The organism is Streptomyces sp. R818 (assembly GCF_056172735.1).
Genome location: NZ_JAOCNE010000012.1, coordinates 346,584 through 361,892 on the forward strand (window position 1 = coordinate 346,584; position 15,309 = coordinate 361,892).

Here is a 15,309-nt window from a genome sequence, read left to right on the forward strand (position 1 = left end):
GCCCCGCGCCTCATCGGCGCAGCCGCAGCGCCAGGAAGGCGATGCCGAGCCCGGTGAGGAGCAGCCCCGCCCCCAGCGGCACGATGTTGACCAGCGGAGCCTGGGCCCCCGTCCCGCGGGCGGCGGTCTGCCGCCCGTCGTCGGGCCGCTCAGGGAGCGCGCTCGGCGGCGTGGAGACGGACGGCTCGGCCTCCGGCGGCGGCAGGGCCGCGTCCTCGTGGCCCGGGTCCGGCAGCGGCCGCCCCGGCGGAGTCCGCCCCACCCCGGCCCGACTGCCGGCGAGCGAGCCGTTTGGGGCGGGTTCAGCGGCGAAGACCGGTCCGTCCGGGTGGGCCGGTCCGGTCGGCCCGACCTTGCCAGTCGGCGCGGACAGGCCGTCCCGGACGGCCGGGTCGAGCGGGCTGGCCGGGCTGAGCGGGCCGGGGTTGAGCGGAGCGGATGGGTCGAGCGGGCTGGCCAGGCTGACGTCAGCGGTTGGGCCAAGCGGTCCGGTCGGTCCGGTCGGTCCGACCTTGCCGGCCAGCGCGGACAGGCCGTCCCCGGCGGCCGGGTCGAGCGGGCTGGCCGGGACGAGCGGGGCGGTTGGATCGAGCGGGTCGGCCGGGCTGAGCGGAGCGGCCAGGCCGAGCGGAGCGGCCAGGCCGAGCGGGTCGGCCGGGACGAGCGGCGCGAGTGCGACGGACGAGCCCGGGGAGCCGAACGCGAGGAACCCGGCGACCGCGATGCCCGCCACCAGCACCCGTACGCCCGCTACCCGCACCATCCGTACGCCCGCCGCCCGCCCGGGCACCCGCACCCCCCATACGCCCGCCACCCGCCCCACCCGTACGCCCGGCACCCGCCCCAGGACCCGCGATATGCCCGTCCCCTGCATCTCGGTCCCCTCGCCTTCCGCGTCCGCCCGGCGCCTTCGACAAGCCTCACATACGCTACTGAAACGGGCACCCTGGACCTCGGGTACGCCCTGGGGCGGTGGATCAGCCCGCAACGGGGGCACCACCGAGTGGTGACTGCTGGGTGCGAGAGAATGGCTGCATGGAGATGCCGAGGAACGAACGGTCGCCGGAGAACCCGCAGATCCTGGTCGTGGGCCAGGACGGAATGGCTCTGGGGGGCGGCGGAGACGATGAATCCCGCGAGGTCCCGGTGACGGAGATGGTGGAACAGCCCGCCAAGGTGATGCGCATCGGCAGCATGATCAAGCAGCTGCTCGAAGAAGTGCGCGCGGCTCCCCTGGACGAGGCGAGCCGGCAGCGGCTCAGGGAGATCCACGCCAGCTCGGTCAAGGAGCTCGAGGACGGGCTCGCGCCCGAGCTGGTGGAGGAGCTGGAGCGGATCTCGCTGCCCTTCACCGAGAACACGACGCCCAGCGACGCGGAACTGCGGATCGCGCAGGCCCAGTTGGTGGGCTGGCTCGAGGGCCTGTTCCACGGGATCCAGACGACGCTGTTCGCCCAGCAGATGGCGGCCCGCGCCCAGCTGGAGCAGATGCGCCGCGCGCTGCCCCCGGGTGTCGGCGGTGGCGACGGCGAGGGCGAGGACCCGCGGACGATGGGCCGCTCGGGCGGCCCGTACCTGTAACCCCTGAACCCCGACGGCCGAAGAGGGCCCGGTCCACGCGGACCGGGCCCTCTTCACGTGATCGCGCACATGTGCTCGCGCGCGTCAGGACGGCGGGTTCCCCGTCGAGACGTTCAGCTGGATCTTGACGTTGTCCGGGTCGACCTCGGTGCCCGCCGCCGGGTACTGGTCCATGACCGACCCCTCGCCGTACGTGTTCTCGTCGTAGGGCTTGATGGTCTTGGTCCACCCCGCGGCCTGCAGGCACGCCTTCACCGAGTCGATGTTCTTGAGGTAGAAGTCCGGGACCTTGATCATGTTCTCGTCGTTGCTGCCGATGGTCGGCTCGGTGCACTGGTCCGTCGCGATGGTCTTCGTGAGGTCAGGACCCTTGTGCCCGGCGACCGCCGACTTGGACGGCTTGTCGGTGCTGCCGCCGCCACCGCCCGTGTCGTCGCCCTTGTTGTTCAGCGTCAGAGCCGTGATCAGACCGCCGATGGCGACGAGCGCGACGACGATCGAGGCAATGATCACCGCCTTGTTGCGGCCCCCGCCGCCCGAGCTCCGCACACTCGTCGTGTTCGACTGATGGCCGAGGGTGTACGGCGGCGGCGTGTGCTGCTGGCCCTGCGGCGCGTACGGGGACACGGGCGGCGGCGTCTGGTAACCGCCCTGCATGTGCTGCATGTTCTGCTGCGGATAGCCGTACCCGGCCTGCGGCTGGGGCTGCGGCGTCGGCGTGCCGTAGGGGTGGGGCTGGTACGGCTGCTGCACCGGGCCCGGCGCGGGCGCCCCGCTCTGGTCGACCGGCGGGAAGACGGCCGAGCCGACGCCCGCGCCGCTCGACGTCTGGGCGCCCGGCACGATGCTCGGCGCCATGGCCGCGCCCCCGGCGAGTGACTGGGCGACGCGCAGGCACTCGTCCCGCATCGCCTCCGCGCTGGGGAAGCGCTCGTTCGGGTTCTTCTTCAGTGCGCGGGCCACGAGCGCGTCGATGGCGGGCGGCAGCGACCGGTTGATCGAGGAGGGCGCGACCGGCTCCTCCTGGACGTGCGCGTACGCGATGGCGAGCGGGGAGTCCGCCTCGAACGGGAGGCGCCCGGTGACCAGCTGGAAGAGCATGATGCCGACCGAGTACAGGTCGGAGCGGGCGTCCACGCCGCGGCCGAGCGCCTGCTCGGGCGAGAGGTACTGCGGGGTGCCGACGACCATGCCGGTCTGCGTCATCGAGGTGACGCCGGACTGCATGGCGCGGGCGATGCCGAAGTCCATGACCTTGACGACATTGCGCTTCGTCATCATCACGTTGCCGGGCTTGATGTCGCGGTGGACCAGGCCCATCTCGTGGCTGATCTCAAGGGCGGCGAGGACATCGGCGGTGATCTTCAGCGCCTTGTCGGAGGGCATGGCCCCGTACTGGCGCACGTCCTGGTCGAGCACGGAGCCGAGCGGGAGCCCCTCCACGTACTCCATGACGATGTACGGGGTGATGGTCCCGTCGAGGTCGTCCTCGCCGGAGTCGTAGACCGAGACGATGTTGGTGTGCGTGAGCTTGGCCACGGACATGGCCTCGCGCTGGAAGCGCTGGCGGAAGGCGTCCTCGCGGCCGAGTTCCGTGTGCAAAGTCTTGATGGCGACGGCCCGGTCGAGCCGGGTGTCGTGCGCGAGGTGCACGGACGCCATGCCGCCCTGGCCGAGCAGGTCACGCAGTTGATAGCGGCCGCCCGCAACGGAACGTCCCGCGTACCGGCCACCGGCGGCGCCCCCGTCTTGGCTCATCTCTTACGTCCCCCATCGCGCCCCGCGTCGGCGCGGCCGGTGATCGAATTCAGCTATTCCCGGCCAAGTCTGCCCGAGGCCACGGGCACGTCAAGCTCGATGCCCGATCCGTGACCGTACGAGCGGGAAGCGTCGCGCAAGCGTTACAGGTCCATGACCACCGGCCGAGGCGCGGAACGGTCATGGAACGGTCGTCGAACGGGTGCGAAAATTGCGCGCACGATTTGCAAGGCGTGCACGGCAACGGGTTTGATGTCCGGTCCATCTCGGAACGGAGCCGCCTCCGGAGCCTGTAGCGTGGCCCGACGGAGACCGTATTTCACCATCGCGCGTACTCCGACGAGTGGTCCGGCGGCAACGGCAGCACGGGCAGACACGGACAGATACGACGGCGAGGACTGATGGCACAGCAGCAGCGCGCTCAGGGCCCGTCCGACCCCGAGGCGACTGGCGGCGGTATGTCAGATGCGCCGGAGATGTGGGGTAACGGCGGGCTCGTCGGCGACGGCCGGTACCGGCTGACGCACAGACTCGGCCGGGGCGGCATGGCCGAGGTGTTCGCCGCCGAGGATGTCCGCCTCGGGCGCACCGTCGCCGTCAAGCTGCTCCGCGCCGACCTCGCCGAGGACCCGGTCTCCAAGGCCCGCTTCACGCGCGAGGCACAGTCGGTCGCGGGCCTGAACCACCACGCCGTCGTGGCGGTCTACGACTCCGGCGAGGACCACGTGAACGGCTCCACCGTTCCGTACATCGTCATGGAGCTCGTCGAGGGCCGCACCATCCGCGACCTGCTCCTCAACGCGGAGGCGCCAGGACCCGAGCAGGCGCTGATCATCGTCTCCGGTGTCCTCGAGGCGCTCGCCTACTCGCACCAGCACGGCATCGTGCACCGCGACATCAAGCCCGCCAACGTGATCATCACCCACACCGGCGCGGTGAAGGTGATGGACTTCGGCATCGCCCGCGCCCTGCACGGCGCGCAGTCCACGATGACGCAGACCGGCATGGTCATGGGCACCCCGCAGTACCTGTCGCCGGAGCAGGCGCTCGGCAAGGCCGTCGACCACCGCTCCGACCTGTACGCGACCGGCTGCCTGCTCTACGAGCTGCTCGCGCTGCGGCCCCCGTTCACCGGCGAGACGCCGCTGTCCGTCGTCTACCAGCACGTCCAGGACATCCCGGTGCCGCCGTCCCAGGTCTCGGACGGGGTGCCGCCGGAGCTGGACGGCCTCGTCATGCGCTCGCTCGCCAAGGACCCGGACGACCGGTTCCAGACGGCCGAGGAGATGCGCGGCCTCGTCCAGTACGGCCTGTCGATGCTGTACGAGCAGGGCGGCCACACCGGCACCTGGAACACCGGACCGGTCGACGCCGCCGGGCACGAGGGCGGCTCCACCGCGGCGATGGGCCTGGCCGGCACCACCGCGCTCCCGCACCCCGGCGACCACGGCACGGCCGCGCAACCGATGCTGCGCCCGCCGGGCGACGACGGCGGCTTCGACGGCCAAGGAGGCCGGGGCGGTGGCGGCCGCGGCAAGCTGTGGATCGTCGCCGCGCTCGCGGTGATCGCGATCGCGGTGGGCGTCGCCCTGGCGCTCAACGCGGGCAACGACAAGGGAGGCGGTGGCGGCACCAAGCAGTCCCCGTCGGCGACCGAGTCCAAGAAGTCGACGGAGCCGAGCAAGTCGGCCAGCGACGACGCGACCAAGGACGAGACGCAGGACCCGGACGAGGACACGGGCGGCCAGAGCGACTACACGCCGCCCTCCCAGCCGGACACGGGCGGGAACGGGAACTGGACGCCGTCCCAGTCGGCGTCGAACCAGCCGCCGCAGCAGACCGGGCAGCCCACGGCGCCGGAGACGCCGACGGAGACGGAGCCGGAGTCGCCGCCCGCGACGTCCGACACGACCACGGGCGGCAGCGGCGGCGGCAATGACGCGGGCGGGGGCGCCGGCGGCACCGACACGGGCGGCGAGACCGGCGGCAACGCCGGGACCGCGGCCGGCACCGACGCCGGCGGCCTGACCGGCTGAGCAGGTGAACCGCACGGCTGAGCCGGACTGACCGGCTGAGCCGGGAACCGCGTGGCTGAGCCGGACTGACCGGCTGAGCCGGGAACCGCGTGGCTGAGCCGGACTGACCGGCTGAGCCGGGAACCGCGCGGCTGAGCCGGACTGACCGGCTGAGCAGGGAACCGCGTGGCTAAGCGACCCGCAGTTCGTGCACGGTCACGAACTGCGGGTCCACGCGCAGGTACACCGGGTCGAACAGCTCGTCGTCCGCGAAGCGCGGGGCGGACCCGAACAGCTCCCGTTCGGCGGTGGTGGGCTCGACCTGAGCACAGGTGCCGACGCACTGCACGGACCACTGGGCACCGGAACCGCCGGGGCCGCTGTCGTCGCAGCCCAGGTTGTCCGCCCCGTACGCCACCACGCTGCCCACGCAGGCCTGGTGGTAGCCGTAGCCGCGGTGCAGGCGGAGCAGCAGCCGTCCGCCCACCACGATGTGGCGGGCGGCGGCCAGGAACGGCAGGGCGCGCATGCTGGTGGCCACACGGCCGTGGTTCACCCGCGCGAGCAGCTGGAAGCCGCGCTCCATGTCGTGCGGCGGCCGCGTCGTCTCGGGAGGCATGCCACCACTGTGCGACGCGGACGGAGCGCGGCAGAAGGGTCGGCAGCCCCCGCCGCACGGGACGTAGGTCCCTAAACGGACAAAACCCGGCCGACGACCGGGCGGGCGTCAGTGCTGCTTCTGGGCCTGCATACGCGCCACATAGGCGGCGGCCTGCGAGCGGCGCTCCATGCCGAGCTTGGACAGGAGGCTGGAGACATAGTTCTTGATCGTCTTCTCGGCGAGGTGGAGGCGCTCGCCGATCACGCGGTTGGTCAGGCCCTCGCCGATCAGATCCAGGATCTTGCGCTCCTGGTCGGTGAGGTTCGCGAGCCGGTCGTCGTCCTTGGAGCGGCCCCCGTCGCGCAGCCGCTCCAGGACGCGGGCGGTGGCCACCGGGTCGAGCAGCGAGCGGCCCGCGGCGACGTCGCGGACGGCGGTGAGCAGCTCGGTGCCGCGGATCGCCTTCAGCACGTAACCGGAGGCTCCGGCCATGATGGCGTCGAAGAGGGCCTCGTCGTCGGCGAACGAGGTCAGCATCAGGCAGCGGATCGACTCGTCCTGGGAGCGGATCTCGCGGCAGACCTCGACGCCGCTGCCGTCGGGGAGGCGCACGTCGAGCACGGCGACGTCGGGCCGCGTGGCAGGGATGCGCACCAGGGCATCGGCGGCGGTGCCGGCCTCGCCGACGACCTCGATGTCCTCCTCCATGGCGAGCAGCTCGTGGACGCCGCGGCGCACCACTTCGTGGTCGTCGAGGAGAAATACCGTGATTTTTCCGTCTTCGCGCACGAATGCAGTCTCACACATCAGCTCTTCCCGCGCGCTGGGTGACCGGGATAACGTGCCGGTGTTCCGGCCCCCTGCCAGGCTGAGACCAGGGCACAGTCCACACGCTGTGACCTGCGACGCTCCACCGGCTGCGCGACTACTAGGAGTTCCAAGCAACGAGTTACTTGGAAATCCAAGCAAAATCGCAGGTCAGATGGGGTTTCGCAGATGTGTGGCGCACTGGGTAACGTGCTGGGTGAAGGGTGCTTGCCGGAGCACAGGTTCTGTTCGTTTTTCCTAGTCACGCCTGAACCCGGCTCCACCGCACCCACCCCGTGCGTGGACGGATCAGGCGAGCCGAGCCGACTGGCCATCCGGCAATCCCGGGGGCCGGACCGACGGAGGAGCACACGTGACCGTAGACAGTGCTGACAGCACTGCCGCCGCGCAGAAGGCGCAGCCGCCGCGCAAGCGGGCCGCCGCGAAGAAAGCCCCGAGGAAGACCGCGGCCAAGGCCGCCGCGGCCCAGGGGCCCGAGCTGGTCCAGCTGCTGACCCCCGAGGGGAAGCGGGTCAGGACGGCGCAGACCGCGGTGTACGACGCGTACGTCGACGCGATCACCGACGACGAGCTGCGCGGGCTCTACCGCGACATGGTCCTCACCCGGCGTTTCGACGCCGAGGCCACCGCCCTGCAGCGCCAGGGCGAGCTGGGCCTGTGGGCGTCGCTGCTCGGCCAGGAGGCGGCCCAGATCGGCTCCGGGCGGGCCACCCGGGAGGACGACTACGTCTTCCCGACCTACCGCGAGCACGGCGTCGCCTGGTGCCGCGGGGTCGACCCGACCAACCTGCTCGGCATGTTCCGCGGCGTGAACAACGGCGGCTGGGACCCCAACAGCAACAACTTCCACCTGTACACCATCGTCATCGGCTCCCAGGCGCTGCACGCCACGGGCTACGCGATGGGCGTGGCGAAGGACGGCGCGGACTCCGCGGTCATCGCCTACTTCGGCGACGGCGCCTCCAGCCAGGGCGACGTCCTGGAGTCCTTCAACTTCGGAGCCGTCTACAACGCGCCGGTGGTGTTCTTCTGCCAGAACAACCAGTGGGCGATCTCCGAGCCGACCGAGCGCCAGATGCGCGTGCCGCTGTACCAGCGCGCGCAGGGCTTCGGCTTCCCCGGCGTCCGCGTCGACGGCAACGACGTCCTGGCCTGCCTCGCCGTGACGCGCTGGGCCCTGGAGCGGGCGCGCAACGGCGAGGGCCCGACCCTGGTCGAGGCGTTCACGTACCGCATGGGCGCGCACACCACCTCCGACGACCCGTCGAAGTACCGGGCCGACGAGGAGCGCGTCGCCTGGGAGGCGAAGGACCCGATCCTCCGCCTGCGCACCTACCTCGAGTCCCAAACAGACACGGATGAGGGATTTTTCGCGGAACTCGACGCCGAAAGCGAGGCGTTGGGCAAGCGAGTGCGTGATGTCGTACGGGCCATGCCGGACCCGGGCCACCTCGCGATCTTCGAGAACGTGTACGCGGACGGGCACGCGCTCGTCGACGAGGAGCGCGCGCAGTTCGTCGCCTACCAGGCGTCGTTCGCCGACGATGCGGCCGGGGAGGCCTGAGGACATGGCGGTACAGAAGCTTCCGATCGCCAAGGCGATCAACGAATCGCTGCGCACGGCGCTGGAGAACGACCCGAAGGTCCTCGTCATGGGTGAGGACGTCGGCAAGCTCGGCGGCGTCTTCCGCGTCACCGACGGCCTGCAGAAGGACTTCGGCGAGGAGCGGGTCATCGACACCCCGCTCGCCGAGTCCGGCATCGTCGGCACCGCGATCGGCCTCGCCCTGCGCGGCTACCGCCCGGTGGTGGAGATCCAGTTCGACGGTTTCGTCTTCCCGGCCTACGACCAGATCGTCACGCAGCTCGCGAAGATGCACGCGCGCGCTCTGGGCAAGATCAAGACGCCGGTCGTCATCCGCATCCCGTACGGCGGCGGCATCGGCGCGGTCGAGCACCACAGCGAGTCCCCCGAGGCGCTGTTCGCGCACGTGGCGGGGTTGAAGGTGATCACCCCGTCGAACTCCTCGGACGCGTACTGGATGCTCCAGCAGGCGATCCAGAGCGACGACCCGGTGATCTTCTTCGAGCCGAAGCGGCGCTACTGGGACAAGGGCGAGGTCGACACCGAGGCCGTCCCCGGCGACCTGCACAAGGCGCGCGTGGTGCGCGAGGGCACGGACCTGACCCTCGTCGCGTACGGGCCGATGGTGAAGGTCTGCCTGGAGGCGGCGGCCGCCGCCGCCGAGGAGGGCAAGTCCCTGGAGGTCGTCGACCTGCGCTCGATCTCCCCGATGGACTTCGACACCGTGCAGAAGTCGGTGGAGAAGACCCGCCACCTCGTCATCACGCACGAGGCGCCGGTCTTCCTCGGCTCGGGCGCGGAGCTGGCCGCGCGGATCACCGAGCGGTCCTTCTACCACCTGGAGGCGCCCGTGCTGCGGGTCGGCGGCTACCACGCCCCGTATCCGCCGGCGCGCCTGGAGGACGAGTACCTGCCGGGCCTGGACCGGGTGCTCGACGCCGTCGACCGCTCGCTTGCGTACTGAGAGGGGCCTGACAGTCATGGCGCGCGAATTCAAGATGCCCGACGTGGGCGAAGGCCTGACCGAGGCCGAGATCCTCAAGTGGTACGTGCAGCCCGGCGACACCGTCGAGGACGGGCAGGTCGTCTGCGAGGTCGAGACGGCGAAGGCGGCCGTCGAGCTGCCCATCCCGTTCGACGGGGTCGTCAAGGAGCTGCTGTTCCCCGAGGGGACGACCGTCGACGTCGGCCAGGTGATCATCTCGGTGGACGTGGCGGGGGACGCACCCGCGCCCGAGCCCGAGCCCGTGCAGGTCCCGGTGGAGACCGAGGCCGAGGCGGAGGGGGCCGAGCCGCAGGGGCGGCAGCCCGTGCTCGTCGGCTACGGCGTCGCCGAGACGTCGACCAAGCGGCGGGCCCGCAAGGGGGCCGAAGCGGCTTCGGCTACCGGTCCGGCGGCCAATGGGACGGCGGCCAGCGGCCCGGCGGCTACCGGCTCGGCGGCTACCGGCTCGGCGGCCAATGGCACAGTGGCCAGCGGCTCGGCGGCCAATGGGACGGCGGCCAACGGGACGGCCGCCAACGGCACGGCGGCACCGGCCGTCGTGGAGCGGCCGCTGGCCAAGCCGCCCGTGCGCAAGCTCGCCAAGGACCTCGGCGTGGACCTCGCCGCGGTGATCCCGTCGAGCCCGGACGGCATCATCACGCGCGAGGACGTGCACGCGGCGGTGGCGCCCGCGGCCGCGCCGGCGGCCCCCGAGGTCCCGGCGCAGGCACCGGCTCCGGCCGCCGCGCCGGTGGCGGCGCCCGCGGCCTCGTACGACAGCGTCCGTGAGACGCGTATCCCGGTGAAGGGGGTGCGCAAGGCGACGGCGCAGGCGATGGTCGGCTCGGCGTTCACCGCGCCGCACGTCACCGAGTTCGTGACGGTCGACGTGACGCGCACGATGAAGCTCGTCGAGGAGCTCAAGGCCGACAAGGACATGCAGGGGCTGCGGGTCAACCCGCTGCTGCTCATCGCCAAGGCGCTGCTCGTCGCCATCAGGCGCAACCCGGACATCAACGCGTCCTGGGACGAGGCCAACCAGGAGATCGTCCAGAAGCACTACGTGAACCTGGGCATCGCCGCGGCGACCCCGCGCGGGCTCATCGTCCCGAACATCAAGGACGCCCACGCCAAGACCCTGCCCGAACTGGCATCCGCATTGGGTGACTTGGTGGGCACGGCGCGTGAGGGCAGGACGTCTCCGGCGGCGATGCAGGGGGTCACGGTCACCATCACCAATGTCGGCGTGTTCGGGGTCGACACGGGGACGCCGCTGCTGAATCCGGGGGAGTCGGCGATTCTCGCAGTCGGGGCGATCAAGCTGCAGCCCTGGGTGCACAAGGGGAAGGTCAAGCCGCGTCAGGTGACGACCCTGGCCCTGTCCTTCGATCACCGGTTGGTGGACGGGGAGTTGGGGTCGAAGGTGCTTGCGGATGTGGCGGCGGTCCTTGAGCGCCCGAAGCGCTTGCTGACCTGGGCTTAGAGGGGCCGCAATCAGCCCCTCCGGCGATGGAGGAGCGGGGTCCGGGGCGGCGCCCCGTGGCCTCCGCTCCGTCGCCGGGTGCGACCCCGTCGTGGCTGGTCGCGCAGTTCCCCGCGCCCCTGAAGGGGCGCTTCGGTTCCCCGGAGCGCCCCTGTACGGGCCTACTTCTTGAAGCCGTAGTCCATGAGCTTCTTCGCGTCGGACGTGCGGGCGTTGACCGACGTCGACTTCAGGACCGTGCCGATCACCGTCTTGCCGCTGCGCGTGGCCGCGAAGACCAGGCAGTAGCCGGCCTCCGGGCCCGAGCCCGTCTTCACGCCGATGGCGCCGGAGTACGAACCGAGCAGCGTGTTCGTGTTGGACCACGACATGTAGCGGTAGCCGCCGGACTTCGTCGTGACCTTCTGCTTCGTCGACTTGGTCTTGACGACCGAGCGGAACGTGGAGTTCTTCATCGCCGACGAGGCGATCTTCGTCAGGTCGCGCGGCGTCGAGTAGTTCTTGCCCTTGCCGATGCCGTCGAACGAGTCGAAGTGGGTGTTCTTCAGGCCCAGGTCCTTGGCGCTCTTGTTCATCTTGGCGATGAAGTTGTTCACGCGCGCGGTGCGGGTGGAGCCCGAGCCGAACTTGTCCGCGAGCGCGTACGCCGCGTCGCAGCCGGACGGCAGCATCAGCCCGTAGAGGAGCTGGCGGACGGTGACCTTGTCGCCGACGATGAGCCGGGCCGACGAGGCGTTGTTCTTGACTATGTAGTCGCTGTACGCCTTCTGGATCGTGACCTTCGAGTTCAGGTTCAGGCCGCGCTGGGCCAGCACCACCTTCGCGGTCATGATCTTCGTGGTGGAGCCGGTCGACCGGCGGGTGTCCGCGGCCTTGGTGAAGAGGGACTTGCCCGTCCCGTTGTTCATCACGAACCCGCCGGCGGCGGCGATCTTCGGTACGGCCGGCGCGGAGGCGGCCTGTGCGGAGGTGGTCAGCGCTCCGCTGGTGAGCACGGTTCCGGCGACGAGAACAGCGATGCCCGTTATGCGAGTCTTCAAGATGGACGCTCCAAGTGCCCCTAATGCGCCGCCCTTTGGGCGGGACGCGCATTGGTGAGACACCCCGGACGGGTGGGGGGTTGCACAGGCAGAGCACAAAATCTTGTAAAGCCGTCCAGTGTCACCAAATGGTCGGCATCCCACATGACGGACGCTGTCCGACTTGCGTACCTGTTGTATCTATGATGTGCGCATGCCCTCGACCGTCACAGAAAAACGCACCGCCGAGCGACGCACCGCCGAAAAACGCGCCACCGAGAAACGTGCCCCTGCCGCCGACCGTGTCTACGACCATGTGAAGCGCGGCGTGCTCGAACGCCGCTACGAGGGCGGGACCCTGCTCACCGAGGGCGAGCTGGCCGAGGCCGTCGGGGTGTCCCGCACCCCGGTGCGCGAGGCGCTGCTCAAGCTGGAGGTCGAGGGGTTGCTGCGGCTCTACCCGAAGAAGGGCGCCCTGGTGCTGCCCGTCTCGGCGCAGGAGATCGCGGACGTCGTCGAGACGCGGCTGCTCGTCGAGGAGCACGCGGTGCGCAAGGCCGTCCCGGCGCAGCCGTGGCTGGTCGAACGGCTGGAGGAGCTGCTCGACACCCAGCGGCTGCAGGCCGCCGCCGGGCAGTTCGCGGAGGCCGCCGCCACCGACCGCTGCTTCCACGCCGAGATCGTGCGCAGCGGCGGCAACGAGATCCTCTCCCGCCTCTACGACCAGCTCCGCGACCGCCAGCTGCGGATGGGCGTCGCCGTCATGCACTCCCACCCGGACCGCATCGCCAAGACCCTCGCCGAGCACGGCGAACTCCTCGACGCGCTGCGCGCCAGGGACGTCGAGGCGGCGGTCGCCGTGGTGCGGCGCCACGTGGGCTGGTTCCAGAACCTGGCGCGGGGTGACGTGCGATGAGCTCCGCCTCCTCCGCCTCCTCAGCTCCGGCTTCCCTGCCGGGTGATCCGCCCGGGGGCCGCAGAGCGATAGCCGTCTGGTCCATAGGCGTCGCCGTCTACTTCGTCGCCGTCATCTTCCGTACGTCGCTGGGCGTGGCCGGGCTCGACGCCGTCGAGCGGTTCCACATCAACGCCTCCGCCCTCTCCACCTTCTCGATCCTCCAGCTGCTCGTGTACGCGGGCATGCAGATACCCGTCGGCCTGATGGTCGACCGGCTCGGCACGAAGAAGGTGCTGACGTTCGGCGTGGTCCTGTTCACCATCGGCCAGCTGGGCTTCGCGTTCTCGTCGTCGTACGGGATGGCGCTCGCCTCGCGGGCGCTGCTCGGGTGCGGTGACGCGATGACGTTCATCAGCGTGCTGCGGCTCGGGACGCGGTGGTTCCCGGCGCGGCGCGGGCCGCTCGTCGCGCAGCTCGCCGGGCTCGTCGGCATGGCGGGCAACCTCGTCTCCACGCTGGTCATCGCGCGGCTGCTGCACGGGATCGGCTGGGAGGCCGCGTTCGCCGGGAGCGCGCTCGCGGGTGTCGTGGTGCTGGTCCTGATGCTGCTCTTCCTCAAGGACCACCCCGAGGGCTTCGAGCCCGCGCCGATGCCCGCCTCGCACAAGGGGGCCGCGTACGTGCGGGCTCAGATCGCGGCGGCCTGGCGGGAGCCGGGGACGCGGCTCGGGCTCTGGGTGCACTTCACCACGCAGTTCCCGGCGATGGTGTTCCTGCTGCTGTGGGGGCTGCCGTTCCTGGTGGAGGCGCAGGGACTTTCGCGGGGAGTGGCCGGTGAGCTGCTGACCCTGGTCGTTCTCGCCAACATGGTCGTCGGGCTCGTGTACGGGCAGATCGTCGCCCGGCACCATGCGGCGCGGCTTCCGCTGGCGCTCGGCACGGTGGGGGTGACGGCGCTGGTGTGGGCCGCGCCCATCGCGTGGCCGGGGCGGGCGCCCATGTGGCTGCTTGTCGTGATGTGCGTGGTGCTCGGGGCCTGTGGGCCCGCGTCCATGATCGGGTTCGATTTCGCCCGGCCGGCGAATCCGCCCGAGCGGCAAGGGACCGGGTCCGGGATTGTGAACATGGGCGGGTTCGTTGCCTCGATGACCACGTTGTTGCTGGTCGGGGTGTTGCTTGATGCGTCCGGGGACAACTACCGGGTGGCGTTCTCGGCGGTGTTCTTCTTGCAGGGGCTGGGAGTCGGTCAGATGCTGCGGTTGCGGCGGCGGGCGGCTCGGGCCGAGCGGGAGCGGTTGGTGGCTTCCCGGGTCACATCGGTGCACGTGCCTGCGTAGCTTCTGCGGGCTTCTGCGGCGGCCCCTTTTGCCGGCGCTTGCCCGGCGCTGGGGGGCCGCCCTGCCCAGCCGTGCCGCCCCGGGAATCCCCCCGGACGGAGCCTGGGGGAGGCAGATTGCCCAAGCCGGGGGCGCCGGATGCTTTGCTACGGGGTGACTACGGGGTGACTACGTGGTGTCTACGGGGTGATCCTCAGGGCCGTCACTATGGCCCTGGCCAGGTCCATGTCGCCGTCAGCCTTGACCTGGTCCTTCACCGCTTCCGGGGTCGTCCGGCCGCAGGACAGGCGGACGTAGGTCTCCCAGTCCAGGGCCAGGGTCACCGCCGGGCCCAGGGACGGGGCGCCGTCGATCGTGCCCCTGCCGTCCGCGTCGACGCGGACCGTGCGGAGGAACTCGACGGGGCCGTGGACGTCGAAGACGATGGCCGAGTTGGCGGGGGCGCCCGCGTCCTTCGCGACGATCTTCGGGAGGGCCGCGAGGAGCAGGTCGCGGGTGACGTACGCGCCCGGGGAGTCGAGGTTGCCGGGCTTGCCGAGGGCCCAGCGGAGGTCCTGTTCGTGGACCCAGATGTCGAACGCCCGCCTGCGCATGGAGAACTCGAGGGTCTCCTCGGCGGCGCGGGGCCCCCGCACGATGGTCTCCGGGTCGCGGCTCTCGTTCCGCAGCTGACGCGAGCGCCGGATGATCGTGTACTCCAGCTCCGCGACCATCTCCGGCGCCGTGTGGTGGCGGCGGACGTCGACCTGGACCTCCTGGTAGCGCTGCGCCTCGGTCTGCACGTGGTAGAGGTCGCGCGGCAGGGTGTGGATCGGCCGGGGGTCGCCGAGCATCTCGCAGTCGGCGCCGATGACGTGGGACACGATGTCGCGCACGGACCAGCCGGGGCACGGCGTCGCACGGTTCCACTCACCCTCGACGAGCGGTGTGACCAGCTCGGATATCGCTTCCACGGAGTGGGTCCAGGCGTCGGCGTAGGTCTGAAGGCTGGGGTGGAGACTCACGGAAGGGGACCCCTCGAGCGGTGTGGTGCACGGTCGGTGAAATAGGTGGGCGGAGACGGCGGGAGACGGGGGAGCTGGGCGGAGGCGGCGGATTCGGGCTGCGGCGGCGGTGCGGTTCGGCGGGCTCGGGCTGCGGGGTGGATCATGGCGCGTCCGTGGGGGTCCGGGGGCTCCCCCGGGTTGGCACAGTACGCTGCCCGTAGGCACCCCTGCAG

At 71.0% G+C, this 15,309-nt stretch carries 13 protein-coding genes; 7 read left to right on the forward strand and 6 right to left on the reverse strand.

Annotated features, from left to right (window positions below; all coding sequences use genetic code 11):
* Positions 1-10 precede the first annotated feature (10 nt).
* Entirely contained in the window at positions 11-874 is an 864-nt protein-coding gene (locus N5I75_RS28020; protein WP_476681823.1) for a hypothetical protein, read from the reverse strand.
* Positions 875-1,035: 161 nt separating this feature from the next.
* Here N5I75_RS28020 and N5I75_RS28025 point away from each other — a divergent pair, with 161 nt between their 5' ends.
* The gene (locus tag N5I75_RS28025) at positions 1,036-1,581 is read left to right on the forward strand and encodes a bacterial proteasome activator family protein (protein ID WP_476681825.1); all 546 of its coding nucleotides are present in this window, start codon (positions 1,036-1,038) and stop codon (positions 1,579-1,581) included.
* An 84-nt stretch (positions 1,582-1,665) separates the two neighbouring features.
* Here N5I75_RS28025 and N5I75_RS28030 read toward each other — a convergent pair whose 3' ends face one another.
* Complete coding sequence (locus N5I75_RS28030) at positions 1,666-3,339, reverse strand: protein kinase domain-containing protein (RefSeq protein ID WP_476681827.1); 1,674 nt, start codon at positions 3,337-3,339, stop codon at positions 1,666-1,668.
* Between the two features lie 401 nt (positions 3,340-3,740).
* On the opposite strand from N5I75_RS28030, the gene N5I75_RS28035 reads away from it, so the two are divergent.
* Positions 3,741-5,375, forward strand: a complete 1,635-nt coding sequence (locus N5I75_RS28035; protein WP_476681829.1) for a protein kinase domain-containing protein — start codon at positions 3,741-3,743, stop codon at positions 5,373-5,375.
* Between the two features lie 169 nt (positions 5,376-5,544).
* Here the strand turns inward: N5I75_RS28035 and N5I75_RS28040 are convergent, their stop codons facing one another.
* Together N5I75_RS28040 and N5I75_RS28045 are read right to left on the reverse strand one after the other, a co-directional pair.
* Positions 5,545-5,973, reverse strand: coding sequence for a pyridoxamine 5'-phosphate oxidase family protein (locus N5I75_RS28040; protein WP_476681831.1), 429 nt, complete (start codon positions 5,971-5,973; stop codon positions 5,545-5,547).
* A 108-nt stretch (positions 5,974-6,081) separates the two neighbouring features.
* Positions 6,082-6,744 carry a response regulator gene (locus N5I75_RS28045; protein ID WP_394432256.1) on the reverse strand — a complete coding sequence of 221 codons (663 nt, stop codon included), beginning with the start codon at positions 6,742-6,744 and terminating at the stop codon, positions 6,082-6,084.
* A 391-nt stretch (positions 6,745-7,135) separates the two neighbouring features.
* On the opposite strand from N5I75_RS28045, the gene pdhA reads away from it, so the two are divergent.
* Genes pdhA through N5I75_RS28060 form a run of 3 tightly spaced genes read left to right on the forward strand, consistent with a single transcriptional unit; the run spans position 7,136 to position 10,836 of the window.
* Positions 7,136-8,347 carry a pyruvate dehydrogenase (acetyl-transferring) E1 component subunit alpha gene (pdhA, locus tag N5I75_RS28050; RefSeq protein ID WP_476681833.1) on the forward strand — a complete coding sequence of 404 codons (1,212 nt, stop codon included), beginning with the start codon at positions 7,136-7,138 and terminating at the stop codon, positions 8,345-8,347.
* Between the two features lie 4 nt (positions 8,348-8,351).
* The gene (locus N5I75_RS28055) at positions 8,352-9,332 is read left to right on the forward strand and encodes an alpha-ketoacid dehydrogenase subunit beta (protein WP_476681835.1); all 981 of its coding nucleotides are present in this window, start codon (positions 8,352-8,354) and stop codon (positions 9,330-9,332) included.
* A gap of 16 nt (positions 9,333-9,348) precedes the next feature.
* Positions 9,349-10,836 (forward strand): dihydrolipoamide acetyltransferase family protein, encoded by a 1,488-nt coding sequence (locus N5I75_RS28060; protein WP_476681837.1) that lies wholly within the window; start codon positions 9,349-9,351, stop codon positions 10,834-10,836.
* A gap of 161 nt (positions 10,837-10,997) precedes the next feature.
* Here N5I75_RS28060 and N5I75_RS28065 read toward each other — a convergent pair whose 3' ends face one another.
* On the reverse strand, positions 10,998-11,855 hold the full coding sequence (locus tag N5I75_RS28065; RefSeq protein ID WP_476682349.1) for a D-alanyl-D-alanine carboxypeptidase family protein: 858 nt from the start codon (positions 11,853-11,855) through the stop codon (positions 10,998-11,000).
* A 214-nt stretch (positions 11,856-12,069) separates the two neighbouring features.
* Between N5I75_RS28065 and N5I75_RS28070 the strand changes: the two genes are divergently transcribed.
* Positions 12,070-12,771, forward strand: a complete 702-nt coding sequence (locus N5I75_RS28070) for a GntR family transcriptional regulator (RefSeq protein ID WP_476681839.1) — start codon at positions 12,070-12,072, stop codon at positions 12,769-12,771.
* On the forward strand, positions 12,768-14,090 hold the full coding sequence (locus tag N5I75_RS28075; protein ID WP_476681841.1) for an MFS transporter: 1,323 nt from the start codon (positions 12,768-12,770) through the stop codon (positions 14,088-14,090). Before N5I75_RS28070 ends, N5I75_RS28075 begins: the two co-directional genes overlap by 4 nt.
* 179 nt (positions 14,091-14,269) lie before the next feature.
* On the opposite strand, the gene N5I75_RS28080 is transcribed toward N5I75_RS28075, so the two are convergent.
* Positions 14,270-15,094 (reverse strand): maleylpyruvate isomerase family mycothiol-dependent enzyme, encoded by an 825-nt coding sequence (locus N5I75_RS28080; protein ID WP_476681843.1) that lies wholly within the window; start codon positions 15,092-15,094, stop codon positions 14,270-14,272.
* Between the last annotated feature and the right edge of the window lie 215 nt (positions 15,095-15,309).